Annotated in this window: 19 protein-coding genes and 1 tRNA gene; 2 read left to right on the top strand and 18 right to left on the bottom strand. The window is 68.9% G+C overall.

Annotation, left to right across the window (positions count from 1 at the left end; genetic code table 11):
- The first annotated feature begins 56 nt into the window (after positions 1–56).
- Complete coding sequence (locus tag SPHPHY_RS0113445) at positions 57–275, top strand: DUF3072 domain-containing protein (protein ID WP_022687207.1); 219 nt, start codon at positions 57–59, stop codon at positions 273–275.
- Between the two features lie 113 nt (positions 276–388).
- Here SPHPHY_RS0113445 and SPHPHY_RS0113450 read toward each other — a convergent pair whose 3' ends face one another.
- The 17 genes from SPHPHY_RS0113450 to SPHPHY_RS0113535 all read right to left on the bottom strand — a co-directional run bounded on the left by SPHPHY_RS0113450 (position 389) and on the right by SPHPHY_RS0113535 (position 15,468).
- Entirely contained in the window at positions 389–1,021 is a 633-nt protein-coding gene (locus SPHPHY_RS0113450) for a tetratricopeptide repeat protein (protein WP_022687208.1), read from the bottom strand.
- A complete protein-coding gene (ccmE, locus tag SPHPHY_RS0113455) occupies positions 1,021–1,458 on the bottom strand; it encodes a cytochrome c maturation protein CcmE (protein WP_022687209.1) in 438 nt (145 codons plus the stop codon). The genes SPHPHY_RS0113450 and ccmE overlap by 1 nt, the downstream gene beginning before the upstream one ends.
- Positions 1,459–1,555: 97 nt before the next feature.
- Positions 1,556–2,281 carry a heme ABC transporter permease CcmC gene (ccmC, locus tag SPHPHY_RS0113465; protein WP_022687211.1) on the bottom strand — a complete coding sequence of 242 codons (726 nt, stop codon included), beginning with the start codon at positions 2,279–2,281 and terminating at the stop codon, positions 1,556–1,558.
- A 141-nt stretch (positions 2,282–2,422) separates the two neighbouring features.
- Positions 2,423–3,472, bottom strand: coding sequence for a Leu/Phe/Val dehydrogenase (locus SPHPHY_RS0113470; protein ID WP_028056899.1), 1,050 nt, complete (start codon positions 3,470–3,472; stop codon positions 2,423–2,425).
- Positions 3,473–3,563: 91 nt separating this feature from the next.
- A tRNA-His gene (locus SPHPHY_RS0113475) sits at positions 3,564–3,640 on the bottom strand.
- Between the two features lie 48 nt (positions 3,641–3,688).
- Positions 3,689–4,408, bottom strand: a complete 720-nt coding sequence (gene gspN / locus SPHPHY_RS0113480) for a type II secretion system protein N (RefSeq protein WP_022687213.1) — start codon at positions 4,406–4,408, stop codon at positions 3,689–3,691.
- Complete coding sequence (gene gspM, locus SPHPHY_RS0113485; protein WP_022687214.1) at positions 4,409–4,882, bottom strand: type II secretion system protein GspM; 474 nt, start codon at positions 4,880–4,882, stop codon at positions 4,409–4,411.
- Positions 4,879–5,967, bottom strand: coding sequence for a type II secretion system protein GspL (gene gspL / locus SPHPHY_RS0113490; RefSeq protein ID WP_022687215.1), 1,089 nt, complete (start codon positions 5,965–5,967; stop codon positions 4,879–4,881). Before gspL ends, gspM begins: the two co-directional genes overlap by 4 nt.
- On the bottom strand, positions 5,964–6,923 hold the full coding sequence (gene gspK, locus SPHPHY_RS0113495) for a type II secretion system minor pseudopilin GspK (RefSeq protein ID WP_022687216.1): 960 nt from the start codon (positions 6,921–6,923) through the stop codon (positions 5,964–5,966). Before gspK ends, gspL begins: the two co-directional genes overlap by 4 nt.
- A gap of 127 nt (positions 6,924–7,050) precedes the next feature.
- Positions 7,051–7,746, bottom strand: coding sequence for a type II secretion system minor pseudopilin GspJ (gene gspJ / locus SPHPHY_RS0113500; protein ID WP_022687217.1), 696 nt, complete (start codon positions 7,744–7,746; stop codon positions 7,051–7,053).
- Complete coding sequence (gene gspI, locus SPHPHY_RS22715; protein WP_331271022.1) at positions 7,743–8,573, bottom strand: type II secretion system minor pseudopilin GspI; 831 nt, start codon at positions 8,571–8,573, stop codon at positions 7,743–7,745. The genes gspJ and gspI overlap by 4 nt, the downstream gene beginning before the upstream one ends.
- Positions 8,542–9,018, bottom strand: coding sequence for a GspH/FimT family pseudopilin (locus SPHPHY_RS0113510; RefSeq protein WP_022687219.1), 477 nt, complete (start codon positions 9,016–9,018; stop codon positions 8,542–8,544). Before SPHPHY_RS0113510 ends, gspI begins: the two co-directional genes overlap by 32 nt.
- A complete protein-coding gene (gene gspG, locus SPHPHY_RS0113515; protein WP_022687220.1) occupies positions 8,993–9,463 on the bottom strand; it encodes a type II secretion system major pseudopilin GspG in 471 nt (156 codons plus the stop codon). The genes SPHPHY_RS0113510 and gspG overlap by 26 nt, the downstream gene beginning before the upstream one ends.
- Positions 9,464–9,471: 8 nt before the next feature.
- Positions 9,472–10,695, bottom strand: a complete 1,224-nt coding sequence (gene gspF / locus SPHPHY_RS0113520; protein ID WP_028056902.1) for a type II secretion system inner membrane protein GspF — start codon at positions 10,693–10,695, stop codon at positions 9,472–9,474.
- Between the two features lie 68 nt (positions 10,696–10,763).
- Positions 10,764–12,266 (bottom strand): GspE/PulE family protein, encoded by a 1,503-nt coding sequence (locus tag SPHPHY_RS0113525; RefSeq protein WP_196802220.1) that lies wholly within the window; start codon positions 12,264–12,266, stop codon positions 10,764–10,766.
- Positions 12,267–12,352: 86 nt separating this feature from the next.
- Entirely contained in the window at positions 12,353–14,572 is a 2,220-nt protein-coding gene (gene gspD / locus SPHPHY_RS0113530; RefSeq protein ID WP_022687223.1) for a type II secretion system secretin GspD, read from the bottom strand.
- Positions 14,569–15,468 (bottom strand): type II secretion system protein N, encoded by a 900-nt coding sequence (locus tag SPHPHY_RS0113535; RefSeq protein WP_022687224.1) that lies wholly within the window; start codon positions 15,466–15,468, stop codon positions 14,569–14,571. The genes gspD and SPHPHY_RS0113535 overlap by 4 nt, the downstream gene beginning before the upstream one ends.
- A gap of 117 nt (positions 15,469–15,585) precedes the next feature.
- Between SPHPHY_RS0113535 and SPHPHY_RS0113540 the strand changes: the two genes are divergently transcribed.
- On the top strand, positions 15,586–16,212 hold the full coding sequence (locus tag SPHPHY_RS0113540) for a prolyl hydroxylase family protein (protein ID WP_028056904.1): 627 nt from the start codon (positions 15,586–15,588) through the stop codon (positions 16,210–16,212).
- 52 nt (positions 16,213–16,264) lie between these two features.
- Here SPHPHY_RS0113540 and SPHPHY_RS0113545 read toward each other — a convergent pair whose 3' ends face one another.
- Entirely contained in the window at positions 16,265–19,087 is a 2,823-nt protein-coding gene (locus SPHPHY_RS0113545) for a TonB-dependent receptor domain-containing protein (RefSeq protein ID WP_022687226.1), read from the bottom strand.
- Positions 19,088–19,175: the final 88 nt, after the last annotated feature.

Genomic DNA, 19,175 nt, shown 5'->3' on the forward strand with positions numbered 1-19,175 from the left:
CAACGCGGAACAGGCAGCGAACAGAAATGTTATGTCCGTCGGAAGGACATGTGACCATGAGCGATACCCATAATCCGAAGAGCGAGCCGTTCTCCAATGCGGAGAAGGATCCCGATGACTGGACGACCGGCGATGAGCCGATGACCGGCGCGCAGGCCAGCTACCTCAAGACGCTCAGCGAGGAAGCCGGCGAGGAGTTCGACGAGTCGCTGACCAAGGGCGACGCCTCCAAGCGGATCGACGCGCTGCAAGAGAAGACCGGCCGGGGCAAATAGGGCTTTGGAATCGGGAGCGCGACCACCGCGTCGCGCTCCCGCCTGCTACGTTCGCTCACAGACCCGCAACGCGAGCGACCATCTCCCCCGCTCTGCCTTTATACCAGCCGCGCCTAGCGCCGCTGCGACATCGCGATGAGTCGCTCGAGCAACGCCAGACGCCGCGCGATCTCGGCACGGTACGGCGTCCCTTCCGGTGACAATGCCACCGCTCGCGTCCACAACATGCGCGTCTTCGTCAGATCGCCCGCCTCCAGATACGCGAAGCCGAGATAATATGGCGGCGCCGGATGCTCGGGCGCCAGCCGCGCCGCCTGCCGGAACGCCAGCAGCGCCGGCGGCGACACGACGTGCCCGGCATCCGCCGCCAGCGTCACCCCCGCCCAGGTCCACAGGATAAAGCTCTGCGGCAGTTTCGACAGCCCGCCCAGCATCACCCGCGCCGCCGCATCGTCGTTGCCGCTACGCGTCATCGCATCCGCCGCGACCAGATAGGCGGTGTCGGCATTGAAGCGCCCGAACATGCTGTCGCGAAGCTGGGTCTCCTCGATATCGATCGGCGTGGTGGTGGCCGCGTGCTGCGGCGCTGCGGCCGGCAGCGTCGGCCGCCCCTGCCACGCATAGCCGACGCCGCCGAGGCACAAGGCCGCGCCCAGCATCGACCACAGCAGCCGATCGACGCGCAGCACGAACGCCATCGCCGCAAACGCGGCACCGCCGAGCAGCAAAAGCGCGAAAAAGCCCATTATCGCGGCTCCAACGTGCGCGTTTCGTGCATTTTACCGGCCATTTGCGGAGGCATGTATTTCTCGTCGTGCTTGGCGAGCAGATTGGTCGCGACGAACGATGCGTCGGCGCGGAAATGCCCCTCGGCGACCACGCCCGATCCTTCGCGGAACAGGTCCGGCGCGATCCCGCTGAAATGCACCGGGGTCGTCGCCTTGCCGTCGGTCACCACAAAGTCGATCGCCACGCCATCGGCGGCGCGGCGTATCGATCCGCGCTCCACCATCCCGCCCAGCCGCACCGCCTTGTCGGGCGGCGGCAGCGCGCCCGCGACATCGCCGGGCGCGTAGAAAAACGCCGCCTGATCGCGCAGTCCCGACAACGCCAGCAACGCCGCGACGCCGACCGCTGCCAGCCCGAGCAGGACCAGCATCAACCGTTGGTTCTTCCTCGTCATTTCTCGGCGTCCCGCATCTGGCGCCAGCTCCACCAGCCGAGCAGCGCCGCGCCCGCCAGCGTCAGCGTGTACGCGGCGGTCACGAACGGCCACGGGTTCATGCGCGCGCCCGCCGCCGCAACCGCGCCTCGGCCTTCTCACGCGCCAACATCGCACGCATCCGCATCAGCACGACGGCGCCGAAGAACAAACTGAAGCCCGCCAGCATGATCGGCAGCGGCCAGAGCAACGATCGATCGATGCTCGAACCGGTCAGGCCGATGCTCGGTCCCTGATGCAGCGTGTTCCACCACACCACCGAATAGCGGATCACCGGCAACAGCACGGTGCCCGCGATCCCGTAGAGCGCAGGGATCCGTCCATCACCGTCGCGCTCGCGATCGGCCTGCGCCAGCGCGATAAAGCCGAGATAGACGAAGAACAGCAGCAGCATCGACGTCAGTCGCCCATCCCATTGCCACCACGTTCCCCAGGTCGGCCGCCCCCAGATCGCGCCGGTGACAAGGCACAATGCGGCGAAGATCGCCCCCGGCGCCGCGATCGCGCGAGCGGCGATCGCCGCCAGCGGATGCCGCCACACGAGGAAGACGATGCTGGATATCGCGATGCCGCTCCATCCGCCCATCCCCAGCCACGCGGCCGGGACATGGATGTAAAGGATGCGCACCGTCTCACCTTGCAGATAATCGGCAGGGGTCTGCGTCAGCCCCGCCCAGCATCCAATTGCGATCAACGCCACCCCGGCCCACCACAGGATGGGGGTAAGCGGACGCGCGATCTTCAGGAAACGCGCCGGATTGGCAAAGGCATGTAACGCTGGCACGCGAGCGAGATAAGCGAAGTGAGGGCGGTCGTCACCCGCCAAAAAGGTGGGGCGGCCGTGGCGGCCCGCTTTCCCTGGACTCGGGTGGGACGAAGCGGCCCCGGGCCACGCACGCGCCGCCCCGGACCGCTTCGCAACCTGTTACCGCCCGATCAAACGCCGCGCGATCCGGTCCGCTACCTCGGCCGTCGGATCGCCCGTCGTCGCGGCTTCATCCCACACCTGATCGAGGCGCCCGGGGATCTGCGCGATCCGCGCCATCACTTCGGCCTCGTCGCCATGACCGAGATATTCCAGCCCGACGTTGATGATCCCGCCGGCGTTGATGACGTAATCGGGTGCGTAGACGATCCCGGCATCGTGCAATCGCTGCCCGTCGGCGCGCGTCTCGAGCTGGTTGTTCGCGCCACCGGCGACGATCTTCGCCTTCAGCGTCGGGATCGACCGCTCGGTCAGGATCGCGCCCAATGCGTTCGGGCTCACGATGTCCGCATCGGTCGAAAGGATAGCCTCCGGAGCCACCGTCGTCGCGCCCAGCTCGGCGGCCATCCGCTCCGCCCGCACCTGATCGACGTCGGCCAGCGTCAGCACCGCGCCGTCCTTGGCCAGCAACCGCGCGAGACCGCCACCGACCGATCCCAGCCCCTGCACCGCGACGCGTACGCCGCGCATGTCGTCGCTGCCCAACCCGCGCTTCGCCGCCGCCCGCACGCCCAGGTACACGCCGTGTGCGGTATACGGCCCCGGATCGCCGCCAGCCGCACCCTGCGCCACCGGCAGGCCGGAGACGTAGCGCGTCTCGCCCGCGATCACCTTCATCCGCGCTTCGGACATGCCGACGTCCTCCGCTGTGACGTAGCGCCCGCCCAGCGACTCGACCGCGCGCCCGAATGCCACCAGCTGCGCCTCGCTGATCGTCGCGCCAGGCTTGTCCGCCAGCACGACGCCCTTGCCGCCGCCCAGGTCCAGCCCGGCCATCGCGTTCTTGTAGCTCATGCCGCGCGATAGTCGCAGCGCGTCGGTGATCGCGCGCGAATCATCCGCGTAATGCCAGAAGCGCACGCCGCCCGCCGCCGGCCCGAGCGCGGTCGAATGGACCGCGATGACGGCCTTCAGACCCAATGTCGGATCGGTGAACAGGTGCAGCCCTTCGTGGCTGTCGAAATCGGAATAGTCCCAGACCGAGGTCATCGTCTCTCCATCACGCGGCATTTAATTTCCGGGCGACGCAATATTCTTGTCGCCGGCAAAACGCCAGCAAGAAACGGAAAGGTGTGGGAAATGGGGCGACCGACGGGACTTGAACCCGCGACCCTCGGTACCACAAACCGATGCTCTAACCAACTGAGCTACGATCGCCGCGAAGGCCGTGCCCCTAGCGGCGGTGTGGGCGGTTCGTCAAGCGATTCAGAAGCGCCCGTCTACCGCAAGGGTCCGCGCAGCGCCATTGGCGGTGAAGCCGCCACCGTCCAGCCGTGCGGCGATCGCCGGATCGCTCGGCACCAGCGTCAGTTCGGCACGATAGCGCCCGTCGGGCCAGAGCCGCAAATTCACGCCCTCGCCCGCACCGCTGGCCAGCGGCAACAGCAACGCGCCGGCATCGCAGCGTGCGTTTCCGCTCAGCGCGCCCGGCAGCGGCTGCCCGACGAACGCTCCCGCCAGTGTGGCGCGCACGCGCCCTCGCGCAGCCTCGCACGCGCCGTCGACGAAGCGCACCGTGACGGCATCGAGGTTCAGCGCGGTCACCGGCAAGGGCGCGAACGCGTTGCCGGGCGCCAGCGGCCCGGTGGCGTCGATCACCGCGGCCCGGTTACGCGCGATCTCGACCGTGCCCGACAACCGCTGCGCCGGATCGTCCGACTCGCTCTCCAAAGCGATCCGTGCCCGACCGATCAGCAGCGCCAGCGGCGACAGCCCGGCATCGAGATCGCCAAGCGCGATCTCGCCGAACCGCGCCTCCACCAGCCGGCCCGACCACAGGCTTCCGGTCACCTCACGGGCAGTGAAACCCTGCCCGTCCAGCCCCCCCCATCCCAGCGCGAGCCGCAACGGCAGGAACGCCAGCATCGCCAGCGCGAAGACCGCAAGGAACAGCGTCCGGCGCCGGGTGGCCAATGCGATCCGCATCTATGCCCCCCGCGCCCGCAACGTCATCGTCGCGGTGACACTACCGGGTCCATTACCCGACACGCTCAGCGAGTCGACGAGGATGCCTTCGCCCTCCAGCGCTGTGATCCATTGCATCAGCGCACCCGCTCGGGCCGTCGCGATCGCCGCGCGTACCCGCCCGGGCGCCTCGATATCGAGGCTGGCAAGCGTGAACCCTGCCGCATCCGCGCGTGCGCGCACGATATCGGCGAGCGGCGCCGATAGCGGCGTCGCACGGCGCTGCAACGCCTTCACCTGCGTCAGCCCGGCCTGGGCGCTGCCCAGCCGGATCACCGCATCGGTGTAGCGCTCGCGCGACGACGACAGCCCGCCGCGCACCGGCCGGATCACTATCCCCCACAGCAGCGTCACCGCCGCCAGCGCGACCATCACCAGCAGCAAGCGCCGTTCGCGCAGCGATCGCCCGTCGAACCACGCCCTTAGACTGTTCATGGCCGCACCGTCATGTCGCCGGTCAGCCGCCCGGCCGATTGCTGGAACACGCTCGATTCCACCGTGAACCCTGCGGCAGACAACCGCGACTTGACGGTGTTCGCCTGCGCCTCGCCTGCCAGCGAAAGCGAGACGCGCAAGCTTCCGTTCGGCTCGAACTGCAACGCAGTCACTTCGCTCTCCGGCACCGCCTCGACCACCGCGTAGACCGCCGCCGCCGTCCGCGTGAACCCCTGCCCCGGCCCGCGCAGTGCCGCCAGCCGCTCGCCCAGCATCCGCGCGGCGTCGCCCTCGCCGGTGCCGCGTGGCAGGCCCTGCCGCGCGATCTCGCCGGCGCGCTGCTCGACCGCATCGGCGCCGAACGAATAACGCATGATCCGAACGACATCGATCGCGAGCGTTGCCAGCAAGATCAGCCCCGCGAGCACCGCCAGCCGCCGTACCAGCAGCCAATCGATCGCATTGCGCCGACGACGCCGCGCGAACGCGCCCTGCCGCAGGTCGATCGCCGGCTCGGCCATCGCGCCCACCACCGCGGCATGCACCGCCGCGCGGTCTAGCAACCGCGGCGTCTCGCCACGCGTCACCAGCCCGGTCAGCACCGGCTCGTCCGCCCAGCCGGTCGTGCGTCCGCGCACCACCGCCTGCCCCGCCAGATCGGCGCGCCAATATCCTTCCTCGGGCTCGGGCAGCAGCAGCGGCGCGGGCAAAATCGCGACCGGATCGACCCCGCGCTGTGCCATGGCAGCCAGCCACCCCGCCATCCGCGCCGGCGCCACGACAGCGATCGCGCGCTCGCCCTCGCGCTCACGCCCGACCGCGACGTGCAGATCGTGCGCCGGCTCGGCGGTCGCGTCGCTCACCACCACCCGCGCTGCCGCCAGCGCCTGCGCAGGCGAACGCGCCGGCAGGCTGGCCCAGTGCAACGTCACCGCATCGGCGGGCGCAACCGCGACGACGCGATCCTCTGCGCCAAGTTCCGGTAGCCCCTCGCCTTCGCGCTCGACGGCATCGTCGCGGATCCGCCACCATCGCCACGGCTGCGAATCATCGGTCGGCAGGAAGAGGAGCGTCGCGGCGGTCATGGTACATCCCCCCATTGCCGCGTCGCGAGCCGGACGGGAAGGGTCCGCGCGTCGATCAGCCCTTCCTCATGCAATTCCGCGCCGCCGTTGACGACGTCGATGCGGAGCGCGAACCATTTCGTCGTCACGCCGGTCTGCTGGGTCGCGGCGACGTCGGCCGTACCCCCGCCACTCGCTACCTGCGCCCAGAACTGGTCCTTGCTGACATAGCCGCCCGGCGGTCGCCGCAGCAGTGCCGCCTGCGCCTGCGCGACCCCCATCGTGTCGGGCAGGAGCATCGCGAGCAGCGGCGCCTGCTCCGGTAGCAGCGTGTTGATGTTGATCACCGATTCCTGCGCTACCGGCAAGGTACACAGCCACGGGCGCAGGATCTTGTACGCCTCGGGCGACACCCCCTTCACCGCGCGCAACTCGCTGACGTCGGCCATCAGCGTACCGCCCGTTCGATAGCCCCGGTACGCCTCGTTCTCGGCGCCGCCCGGCAGCGGATCGTCGTCGCTGTCCAGCCAGTCGGCCGTGGCGGTCGCGATCCCATCGCCGCCCGGCACGCGAAGCAATCGGACCAGCCGTTGAAATCGCGTCAGCGCCTGCGTTTTGACCAGATAGGCATCGCCGAACCCGAACGTCACCAGACCGTTGAGGTTGAAGCAGTTTCCGCCGTCGGTGACGCGCGCAGTCGCGGTGCCGCCGGGGATCGGCAGGCCGAACGGCCGCCCGCTCCATCCGCCGGTCAGGGCCACGCGGTCGCGCGCCTGCTGCATCAGGGTCGTCACGCGCCGCGTCGCCAGCGTCTCGGCTGCATAGGCATAGCCACGCGCCGCATCCAGCGCGACCGCGTTGGCCGCCAGCCGGGTCGACAACCGCAGCCGCTCCAGCGCGGTCGCCGCCATCACCGCGATCACCGCGACGAGCAACAGCACCGTCAGCAGCGCCGCGCCGCGCTCGCCGGCCCGCACGCGCCTCGCGACGCGCCGGGTGGTTTCTCCCCCGTTCCCACTACGGTCCGTGACCCGCTCGCTGCACGGCCGAGCGGTCCGGCACCGACCCGGGACTGCGTTCCCCGGCGCGGGGTTGGACGTCGGGTCAGCGCGGCGCATCGATCGTCCCCGGCGCGCCCGTCCCGGCGCCAGGCTGGAGACCGGACGGGGAACCGGGCGATCCGCTGGCGTCGGGCGCTCGCGGTGCGCCGGTGCCGACCAGGAACAGCAGCCGGTAGGTTTGGCCGCCCGCGCGCACGATCGTCAGCTCCATCGCCTGCGGCAAGGCCGCGCGCTGGTCGCCCTGCCATGTATCGCTCCACGCGCCGGCGTAGCGAAAGCGCTCGCGCACTTCCTGCACGCGATCGAGCAGCAGCGCGGCCGGCAGCGGCGCCGATCCGTCCAGCGCGGCGTAACCGACGCGCTCGATCCCGTCGGCGGTCAGGCGATATTCCACCTTCTGCAACGTCGCGCGCGGTGCCTGGTCGGGGTTCGCCCAGCCGCCGCGTACGAAGCGCATGATCGGCTGCGCGCCGCGGTCGCCCGAGAAGGCGGGCAGCAGGATACCGCGCTGGTCGCGCGTCGGCCGGTCCTGCGCCTGCGCCAGGTCAGCGGTCAGGATCGACACCAAGCGGTTGAGCGCGGCATTGTCGTCCAGCGCCACGCCGGTCGCCTGCTGCGCACGGACGCTGAACGCGAGCAAGCCGACCCCGGCGGCGGCGATCATTCCGAAAATCATCAGCGAGATCATCACCTCGACCAGCGTGAACCCGGTCTGAGAGGGTGGCAGGCGGCGCGTCATGATCCCTGCCCGGTCTGACCGGAACCCTGCAGGCTTCCGTCTGGCTGCCTGCTCAGCGGCTGACCGACCTGCGTCTGGATGGGCGCGGGAGGCGGCCGCACCATCGTCGCCCGTCCCAGCACCGCGCCGCCGCTGTCGCTTTCACTGACGGCGACGTCGATCCGCTGGACGTCGCCGTCGCCCAGCGGCTGTACGTCGCGCGCCCATGTCCAGCTGCGCCCGCCGGCCTGCTCGATTCCCGTCGCCCGCCCGCGCACCGGCGGCTGCGGGTCGGTCACCGCCTCGATCGCGACGTTGCGCGCGACGATCTGCGCCAGCAGCGTCGAGGATACGACCCCCGTCGAGCGGATCGTCTGCCCCTCCAGCCGGATCAGAGCGAGCGCGGCGAGGCTGAGCACCACCAGCGCCACCATGATCTCGATCAGCGTGAACCCGCGCGTGCCCGATCCGCGGCCGTCCGGCGCGACGTCGACATCGCCCGCGCCTCGTACCTCGCCCGCAAGGCGCATCACGCTCGAACCGCCCGCATCATGCGTGCCGCGGTGGTCGCCGGCTGTGGTGCCGGGCGCGTGCTGCGACACGTTCACGGCAAATGGCTGCGAGTTCGGTCGATCCCAAGAAGACGAACGGCGACGATCGATCCCGGGCTCGCCACCCCGGCGGGAACCGGCCTCGACCGTTCCGGCCGACGGCAACGCCGCTCCGTCAACGCCTTCCGGCACCACCGCATCCGGTTCTCGCGCACGTCCTCGCACGCCCTGCAGCGCCGGCGCGCACGCCCGCGCCGATTGCGCCTCACCCTGCAACACGCACCGTTCCGTCGGCATCGACCACCACGTCGGTCCGCATTCCCTCGCGTGTCAGCGTCACGGTCATCGCGCGGTCGGCCAGCCCGGTCGTGTCGAAGGTCAGTCGCTCGCGCGCGGCGCCGGTCGCCGCTGTGCCGGGCTTCCAGCGCTCGACCCGTAGCGCACCGTCCATCGGCGTCCACGCGCCGCCACGCCACTGGTCGAAGCCATAGCCACCCGGTGTCACCCACAGGCTTACCGGACGTGCCTCGACGATCGCGGCGTCGTGTGCTGCGCGGGTACGCACCGCGAAGCGCGCCGCCTCGTCCATCAGACGCCCACGGGTGTCCGGCATCATCAGCACCGCGATCGCCGACGCCAGGCCGATGACGGTAATGACCACCATCAGCTCGATCAGCGTGAAGCCGCGCGCGCCGCAGGGCGCGCGCGCATCCGCGTTACTGCCAGGATCCGATATCGGCATCGATCCCCTGTCCGCCGTCCTTGCCGTCGGCACCCAGCGTCCAGATGTCAGCGGCGCCATGCTGCCCCGGCGAGGCATAGAGATACGGCCGGCTCCAGGGATCCTGCGGTAACCGCTTGATGTAACCGCCCGCCTGATAGCGCGCCGCATCCGCGCCCGCCGGCGGGGTCACCAGCGCCTGCAGCCCCTGCGTCGTGGTCGGATAGCCGCCCATCTGCAGGCGATAGAGTTCGAGACCCTGCTCGATGGTCGCGATATCGGCCTTCGCCTTCTGGATGCGTGCGGTGTCGCCCGACGGCAGCACGTTGAGCGCGACGATCGTCGCGAGCAGGCCGATGATGACGATCACCACCATCAGCTCCACCAGTGTGAAGCCGTTTTCGGCGGAGCGCCGCCGGGGCGTGAAGCCATTGCGCCTTTTCCGGGTCTTCTTTTGCGTCGACATAGGCATTCTCATTGTCCGGCCAGCGTGTTCAATTGGAGGATCGGGAGCAGGATCGATAGCACGATCGTCGCCACGATCGCGCCCATGATGACGATGATGAACGGCTCCAGCAGCGACATGGCGGTAGCGGTGAAGCGGTCGAACTCGCGCTCCAGATAATCCGCCGCGCGTTCAAGCATCTCGTCCAGCCGCCCCGCCGCCTCGCCGCTTGCCGCCAGGTAGACCAGCAGCGGCGGGAAAACCCCGGCGCGCCGCATCGCTGCCGACAGGCTGCCGCCGCCGCGGATCGATTCGGTGATCTCGTCCGACGCCGCCTTCAAACGGCGGTTGTGGATGGTGCCGCCGGTCAGGCTCAGGCCCTCCAGGAGCGGCAGCCGGCTCGCCACCATCGTCGACAACGTACGCGCCATCCGCGCGGCGTGCAGGTCGCGCAGCAATCGCCCGAGAAGGGGGACGCGCAGCAACCACGTGTCGAACGCCAGCCGCACGGGCGGTTGCCTGAGCAACGCCCACGCCCCGAAACCCAGTGCGACCAGCATCAGCAGCATCAGCCACCACCAGCCGACGAGGATGTCGGACAGGCCGATGACCAGCCGGGTGAGCAGCGGCAGTTCCTGACCGACCGTGTCGAACTGCTCCACCACCTGCGGCACGACGAAGGTCATCAGCGCCAGCACGACGCCGAGCGCGACGATCGCCAGCACCGACGGATAGGCCATGGCGGTCAGCAGCTTGCCGCGGATCTCCGCCTGCCGTTCCAGCAGCGTGGAGAGCCTTTCCATGATCTGCGGCAGCGTTCCCGAACTCTCGCCTGCGGCCACCATCGCGCGGTAGAGCGGCGGAAAGCTCTTTGGCTCGCGCGCCATCGCATCGGCCAGCCGCCGCCCCTCGACCACCGCGGTATGCACCGTCTGCACGATCGCGCGCACGCTTTCCTGCTCGGTCTGCCGGGTGATCGTGCGCAGCGATTCCTCCAGCGGCGAGACGCGGTTGAGCGTCGCCAGCTGTCGCGTAAAGAGCGTCAGCTGCTTGCCGGACATCTTCGCACGCCCCAGCTCCAGACCGAACAACGGCCGGCTCCGCGCCTGCGGCGTCGCGCCCGGCTCGATCCGCACGACGTACAATCGCTTGCGATCCAGCGCCTTGCGCGCCGTCTCCAGATCGATGGCGCTGACATGCCCGCGCGTCTCGTTCCCGCGCGTATCGATCGCGAGATAGTCGAAGTCAGCCATGACCGACATGCTCGACGGACGCATCTCGAGCGCGCCCGGTGCTGCGCGGACCGAACCGCATTACGGCGTCAGTGCGCATCGGCGATCGCCACTTCGGCGGCATCGGCATTCTCGCTCCGCGACACGCGCACGGCTTCCTCGGCGGTCGTCTGGCCGCTCTCTACCAGCCGCCGTGCGGCGATGGCGAGCGTGTCGTTGTTGACGAAGGTGTGGCGCGCAATGGCATCTTCGTCGCCACCCTCGTTGATGAGCCGGCGGACCGTGGCGTCGACGCGCACCGCCTCATAGACGCCGATCCGGCCACGAAAGCCGGTCCGGTTGCAATGTTCGCAGCCGACCGCCTCGTACACGGTCGCTTGCGGGTCGATGCCCAGCAACGGCGCGACCGTCCCGGAAGCTTGCACCGGGCGCGCGCAATGTTTGCACAGACGACGCACCAGCCGCTGCGCGATCACCGCCCGCAACGTCGAGGCGAGCAGGAACGGCTCCACCTTCATGTCGCGCATCCGCGTGATCGCGCCGACCGCGTCGTTGGTATGGACGGTCGACAGCACGAGGTGACCGGTCAGCGACGCCTGCACCGCGATCTCCGCGGTCTCGCGATCGCGGATCTCGCCGATCATCACCGTATCGGGATCCTGCCGCAGGATCGCGCGCAGCCCGGCCGCGAAGGTCAGCCCAACCTTGGCATTCACCTGCGTCTGCCCGACGCCCTCGACGGCATATTCGACCGGATCCTCGACCGTCAGGATATTGCGGCTGCCGTCGTTCAGCAGGCGCAACGCGGCATAGAGCGTCGTCGTCTTGCCGCTGCCGGTCGGGCCGGTGACGAGCACGATCCCGTTCGGCTCCGCGATCGCGTCGCGCAGCAACGCGTGCATCGGCGCGCTCATCCCCAGCGCGTCGAGGTTCAGCCCCGCATTCTCCTTGTCGAGAATACGCAGCACGACCCGTTCGCCCGCGCGGCTCGGCAGGGTCGAGACACGCACGTCGAGCAATTTGCCGCCGAGCGTCAGCCCCATGCGCCCGTCCTGCGGCACCCGCCGCTCGGCGATGTCGAGCCGCGCCATCACCTTGATCCGGCTGACCACCACCGGCGCGACGTGCGGCGGCATCCGCAACGTCTCGCGCAGCACGCCGTCGATGCGCATCCGCACGACGAGGCCGGTCTCGTACGGCTCGATATGGATATCCGACACGCCGTTGCGCGCCGCATCGGCGATGATGCCGTTGATCAGGCGAATCGCGGGCGCATCGTCCGCGGTGTCGAGCAGATCCTCCGCGGTCGGAAGCCCCTCGGCGAGCAGATCGAGTTCGTCGCCCATGCCGACCGCGGCGGCGGCGGTCGCCTGCCCGTCCATGGCGTAATTCTCGCCCAGCAAGCGGTCGAACGCAGCGGGCGGCACGACCGCGACGTCGAACGCGCGGCCGAGCACACGACGCACCTCGATCAGCGCGCGCGGATCGCTGCCCTCGCGCAGCGCCACGCCCTGCCCGTCGAGCACCACGCCGAACTTGCGTGCAAAGGCATAGGGAAGCGCGACCGGCGCGATCGCCGGCACCGCCCCCATGACGGGTGGGGCCAGCACCGTCGCGCCATCCGCCGCGGGCGGCAGCGGCGCCGCCGCAGCGTCGAGTTCCGCTCCGGTCCGCACGATCATCGCGGCTTCTTACCCCCGGTGATGACGCTGGTGGAATTACGGTACACCGGCACGCCGACGCGCGGATCCTCGAGGCTGCCCGGCTCGCCCGCGGGCGGCAGCGGCGGCGAGGCGCCCATGTAATCGCGGACCAGCTCGTCGATCGACGGCTCGGCCGTAGGGTCCTGCAAGCCTTGCTGGAGCCGCAGGTAGCCGTAGCGCCGCTCCGTCACCCGGCGGTTTTCCTCCGCCGAGCGAATCACGGTCGGGCGGATGAAGATCATCAGGTTCGACTTGGCGCGCGTCTTGGCGCGGCTCTTGAACAGATTGCCCAGCACCGGAATGTCGCCGAGGAACGGGATCTTCTCGATCGTGCGCCGCTCCTCGTCGGACAGCAACCCGCCGATCACGCCGATCGCGCCGTCGTCGACGGTCAGCACCGTCTCGACCTCGCGCTTGTTGAGAATGAGGTCGGAATTGTTGCTGCTGACCGGGCCGGCGATCGAGCTGACCTCCAGGTGGAGGTTCATCTTGATCGTGCCCGACGAATTGACCTGCGGCCGCACGTCGAGCCCGATGCCGACGTTCTGGCGCTGCGTCGTGCGGAAGGCATTGTCGAAATTGTTCGACAGCGCCTCGCCGGTGGTGATCGGGATTTCCTGCCCGACCAGGGTGTGCGCTTCCTGGTTATCCAGCGTCATGATCTGCGGCACCTGCAACAGGTTCGACTGCGTATCGCTTTTCACCGCATTGATGATCGCGCCGAAGATCGTGCTGCCGATCTGCCCGCCGAAGCCGCCGAAGCCGCCCTGCGACCCGATGATCGAGCTGATCGCGGATTGCGTCAGCTGGTTCGACGCGCTGTTGTTGGTGTTCGTCTCGGTCCGCGTGCCATCGGGGGCGATCACCACCGTCCGCGTCGAGCCGAGCCGCTGCGCGCCGACCGCACCCGCGATCTGGAGGATGTTCGGCGCCGAATTGCTGAACGTCGACGCCGCGAAGGCGCCGCCGTCGACATTGCCGAGCAGGAATTGCGCGCCGAGCCGGTTCACGGTGCTGTCCGACACCTCGGCGACGATCGCCTCGACCAGCACCTGCTGCCGGCGTTGATCCAGCTTCGTGATCACGTCGGCAAGCTGGCGCTGCACGTCGGCCGGCGCAGCGACGACGATCGCATTGGCCCCGGCATAGCGGGTGACGACCGCCGCAGTGCGCGCGCCCTCGCCGCGGATCGCCGCCTGCTGCGGCTGGCTGCCGGACTGTTGCGTCGTGTTCTGCTGCGACTGGTTGCGGGTCGCGGGCTGCGGCGTCGCGCCGACGCCGGTCGACCCGGTGCTGCTGGTGCTCAGCCCGGTGCGACTCAGCCCCTGTTCCTGGATCGCATCGGGCGCCTGGCCGACGAGTTGCTGGAGCACGGGCAGCAACTGGTTGGCGTCGGCATTCTCCAGGAACACGACGCGGATTTCGGTGGCGTTGCGTGCACTCTGATCGAGTTCGCGCGCCAGATTCGCCAGGCGCGCGACCGTCTGCGGATCGCCGCGCAACGCCACGGCATTGCTGCTCTCGATCGCGACCGCCGAAGCACCGCCGGTCGCCGCCGCCGCGCCGCCCTGCGCGCCGCCGCCGAGCAACCCGGTGAGCGCCGTCGCCACCTCCGTCGCACGCGCGTTCTTCAGCGCGATGATCCGCGTCGCCGACGTGTCCGCGTCGATACGGCGAACCACTTCGCGGACGCGGCGCACATTGTCGCCGAAATCGACCACCACCAGGCTGTTGCCGCCGCGATTGGCAGTGACCGACCCCTGCGCGCTGACCAGCGGGCGCACCGTATCGACCGCCTGCGCAGCGTCGACGGAGCGCAAGCGGATGATCTCCGTCACCAGCTGGTTACGCTGCGATCCGGCGAGGCCGATCCGCCCCGGCTGGCTGGCGGCATTGTCGATCGGCTGGACGCGGAACGCCCCGTTGGCGGTCGGCACCGCGATCAACGCATTGGCGCGCAGTGTGGAGAGGAAGACCTCCAGATATTCGGTTCGCGACAGCGGCCGGTCGGTGACGACGGTCACCTTCCCCTGCACGCGATTGTCGATGATGAAGGTGCGCCCGGTGACCTTCGCGGCATCGGCGATGAAGGCGCGGATATCGGCGTCGCGGACGTTGAGCGTGGTCTGCGCCGCCGCCGGCTGTACGGCGGCGAGAATGGCGAGCGGGGACAGGAGCGTGGCGGTACGGTTCATCGTGCTACCGGAATGGTGAGCGGCAGCGGTTGCCCGCCGCGCTCGACCGTGAGGGAAAGGGTGCCGCCCGACGCGCGGGCACGCGTGAGCATCTCCAGGTCGGCGGGGCTGGAGATCTCGCGCCCGGCGACCGAGGTGATGACGTCGCCGTCGCGCAGGCCGGCGGCGCGGAACGCCGCGCCACCCTGCCCGCGCACCGTGACGCCGTTCATCTTGCCGGACTCGATCCGCGGGATCGCGCTGATCTCGGAGCGGAGTTGCTGCGGCGACACCTTGGGACTGTTTGCTGCCAGCGGGCCGCCGGCCATCGTCTCCGGCGGTGCCGTGCCCGGCGGCGAGATCGACGGAGCCGTGAGCGATGGGGCGGCGGGCGATGCCGCCGATGCGCCTTCCGGTCCGGCCACCGAGCCCGTGCCGCTGCCGGACTGGTCGAGGAACAGGTCCTCGCTCCGCCCGCCGCGCTCCAGCGTGACGTGGTCGAACGCGACCGACTTCAGGACCACGCCGGGCGCGACCTCCTCGCCCACCGCAACGCTTTTCTGAACGCCGTCCGGCCCCGCGATGATCGCCGCGCCGCGCGCCTGCGCATCGTCCATGCGGGTGCCGTAGAGCGTCATTTGCAGCGAGGTGACCACTGCCGGCCCCTGCGCCTGCGCGCCGCTGACGCGGTAGAAGGGATCGAACCCGGCGAGCACGCCGGCGGCGTCGGCGGGAACGGTCGGGCCAGCCGGCATCCACGCGCCGAGCGGCGAGACGGGGGTCAGCACCACCCACGCGAGCCGTGCGCATTGCACCGCCAGCGCGGCGATCAGTGCCAGCTCGGCCGCCGAATAGATATTCACCACGGGCAGCCGCCGCAGGATCGCCCGCGCGCGGGCATCGAACTTCAAACGCATCGCCCTGGCCAACTCCCCGCGTACGGCCGCTAGGGAAACCGTATTACGAGCGTATTGCGTGTTTGTGTAATATTTCTGCGCTTGGGCGTCGTTGCCGGCCTGTGGCAAAAGCCGCGCATGGTCACCGATCCGATCGCCGCCCGTCTCGCCGCGCTGCCGGGTATCCAGCGCTTGCCGAGCCCTAAGCTCACCCTGTTCATCAAGCGCGATTTCCTGGACGGCGCCGCCTGTGCCCGGCTGATCGAGTTGATCGACGACGGGCGCCGACCTTCCACGATCGCCGACCCGAACGGCGACACGGCGTTCCGCACGAGCGAGACGTGCGACCTGCCCGCGGGCGAGCCGGTGGTGGCTGCGCTGGACGCCGCGCTGGCGGCGGCGACTGGGCTCGACCCGCGACACGGCGAGCCCGTGCAGGGACAGCGTTACGCCGTGGGTCAGGAGTTCAAGGCGCATACCGATTATTTCGAGCCGAACGGCGCCGACTTCGCGCGCTATTGCGGACTCGCCGGCAACCGCACCTGGACGGCGATGATCTATCTGAACGCGCCCGAGGCGGGCGGCGCGACCCGCTTCAAGGCCGTCGACAAGACGATCCAGCCGGAGCGTGGCAAGCTGGTGTGCTGGAACAATCGGCGCGCGGACGGCGCGCTGAACCCGGCGACGATTCACCACGGCATGAAGGTGCGCGCGGGCACGAAATACATCGTCACCAAATGGTACCGCGAGCGCCCCTGGGGCTGATCGGCCGGCGCTGCACCTTCCGGCAAGGAGAAGTGCAGCGCTGGCGGCGGGATCAGAAGCTAACGTTCGCGCCGAGCGTGAACATCCGCCCGAGGCGATAATTATTGATGTCGACGCGGTTGCCGTTTTCGAAGGTCTGGAACTCCTGATAGCGCGTGCCGGTCAGGTTGCGCATCTCGGCCTTGATCTCGACCTTCTTGCCGCTGACGTCGACGGTCTGGCGCGCGACGAAATCCAGGCGGATACCCGGCTTCTCGGTGATATCCGGCTGGAAGCCCACACCGCCCAGCAGCGACGGACCACGGTTCGTCACGCGCTCGCTTGCATAATTGAACAGCAGCGTCGCCTGGGTGCCGTTGTCCTTGTCCTCGAAGCCGAGTTGCAGGTTTACGAGATGGTCGGACTGCCCGGTGAGCGGCGCGCCATCACGGAACAGGCTGGCGGCCGGCGCGAAGTTCGCCTGGCACCCGCCAAGCGTCGTTCCTTCCAGAACGCCCGCGACGCACGTGCGATCGGCGGTGAGCGCCGAGTGGGTCCAGGTGTAATTGGCGATCACGACCGCACGCTTGCCCGCCATGCCACCGGAAATGAAGTCGAGCGGGATATACTTCTGCGCCTCGACCTCGACGCCGTACAGCTTGGCACGTGGCAGGTTGGTGAAGCCGGTCTGGAGCCGCGCGTCCGGCGTCGGGAAGAACCCGACCTGCTCGATCGGATTGTCGATCCGCTTGTAGAAGCCGGCCAGCGTGATGCGCTGATCGCGCGCGAAGAACCACTCGTAACGCGCCTCGAGATTGTAGAGCTGGGAATCCTTCAGCCGCGGGTTGCCGAAGAAGAGGCGATCCGATTCGAAATCGCGGAACGCCTGTGGTGCCAGCTCGCGGAACTGCGGGCGGGCGAGTGTCTTGGAGGCGGCGAGGCGGAGCTGCATGTCCTGCGCGAAATTCCACGTCAGCGTCGCGGCCGGCAGGAAATAGTCGTTCTTGAGACGCGTGCCCGTGGCATTGACCGGCGTGACGCGCTGCGTCGCGGTCTCGTAGCGAACGCCGATGATGGCGCGCACCCCGTCGAATGCCTCGGCCTCGGCCTGCACGTAGCCGGCGTGGACACGCAGCAGCGCGTCATAGGCGTACGAGCCGTTCTGACCGGCGTCGAAGCGCATCTGCACCGCGGTATCGCTCGGATTGCCCGAGCCGGGGACCGGGCAGCCGTTCACCACGTCGGGCGACAGCAGGTAATCGGGACGGAGGAGGTTGCAGGGGAACGGGATCGCGCCGCCGGTTACCGTCTGGTATGTAAACGGCAGGCGGGTCGAAGTACGATCGTTCTGCGAGTAGTAATAGCCCGCCGACAAGGTCATCGGACGCTCGCCCGGCAGCTTGTAGGCGACGTCAGCCTGGCCTGAATAAAGGTTTTCGTTCAACTCGCTGAACACCACAGTCGCAAAGCGATCGAACGCGTTGGTCGCTTGCCACACCCCAGGGCAGCTAAGGCCGGTGTCGCTGGCAGGCGCAGCAGAGATATCGGCATTGAGCGACGTGTTGCACAAATAGATGAATTGACGTTCGTATGGCGAGTTGCGCTGGGAATTGGCGTAGGCGCCGCGCACGTCAATCGACAGATCCTGGACTGGCTTGAACTCACCAACCAACTGCGTTTCGATCAACTTTCGCTCGAACCAGCTGGTGTTCTGCTGGAATAGCGGGTTGCCGCTTGAGTTATTATAGACGGTCGCCGCCGAGGCGCGCCCCTGCTTGAGTGTGTCGTGGATGTAGACGTTGGTCCAGCGCACGCGGTTTTCGCCGAATTCAGCGCCAAAGCCGAGCAGGCCGTTCACAACCGCGCGATTGTCGGTGATGACCGTATGGAAATCGTTGCGCAGCGTGCCGTCGTCGCTGACGGTATCCTGCTGGGTCGCGTCGCGCGTGCGCCAGGTGTTCGACACGCCGACGCTGCCGATCAGGCCGACACGGGTCGAGCCGAGGTCGCCGGTCACGCCGAGATCCATGCTGCCCGAATAATTGGCGGGCGTGTCGCCGTTGCGCTGTAGCAGGGTAGTGCGTGCGTTCGACAGCTGCAGCACCTGCGCGCCCGGGATCACGCCGGAACCGGTCGGCGCCTGCTTGATGAAATCGGGAACGTTCCGCTCGCCGCCATCGTAGCCGAGCCAGTCTGTCTTGGAACCGAAGTAGGTGTAGCCGAGCTTGCCGGTAGACTCGGTATCGAGCCCTCCCGACGCCCCGACAGTGAAGAAGTTCTCGTCCGGGATCGCCTTCGTGGTCAGGTTGATGACGCCGCCGCCGAATTCGCCGGGGTAGTTCACGGAATAGGTCTTCTGCACCAGCGCCGAGCCGACCACGGTGGTCGGGAAGATGTCGAGCGGAACAGTGCGGCGCAGCGGCTCTGGGCTTGGCAGAGGCGACCCGTTGAGCAGCGCTGACGAATAGCGATCGCCAAGGCCACGGACGAACACGTAGCCATTGCCGACGACCGAGAGCCCGGTGACGCGGGTCAGCGCGCCGGCGATATCGCCTTCGCCGGTTCGCGCGATATCCGCCGAGGACAGGACGTTGACGACCTGCGCGGTGGCGCGGACCGCGTTGGGGATGTTGCGACCGACCACGACGATGTCGCCCGCGGTGCTGGCGTCGACGCCCGGCGCCGAAATCTCGGCTTGATCGTCAGCGCCGCCCGGTACGGCAGCGTCGCTCGCCTGCTGCTCCTGCTGCGGCGCGGCGTCCTGCCCGGTCGTGGTGGTGCTGGTCTGCGGTGGGCCGGCGGGTGCCGACGAAGCGGGTGCGACCTGCGCCAGCGCCGCGGGGGCGACCAGCGTGGTCGTCAGGAGAAGGAGCGAGGCAAGGGTGCGCTGGCGCATGGTCGGTTTCCAGTCTGGTTCTAAAAAGCGGGCCCGGGTGGCGCGGTCAGGCGCTCCCCGGGCTCCGCCGAGCATCACGAGGGGCTAA

This window comes from Sphingomonas phyllosphaerae 5.2, from assembly GCF_000419605.1.
Classification (GTDB): domain Bacteria; phylum Pseudomonadota; class Alphaproteobacteria; order Sphingomonadales; family Sphingomonadaceae; genus Sphingomonas; species Sphingomonas phyllosphaerae_B.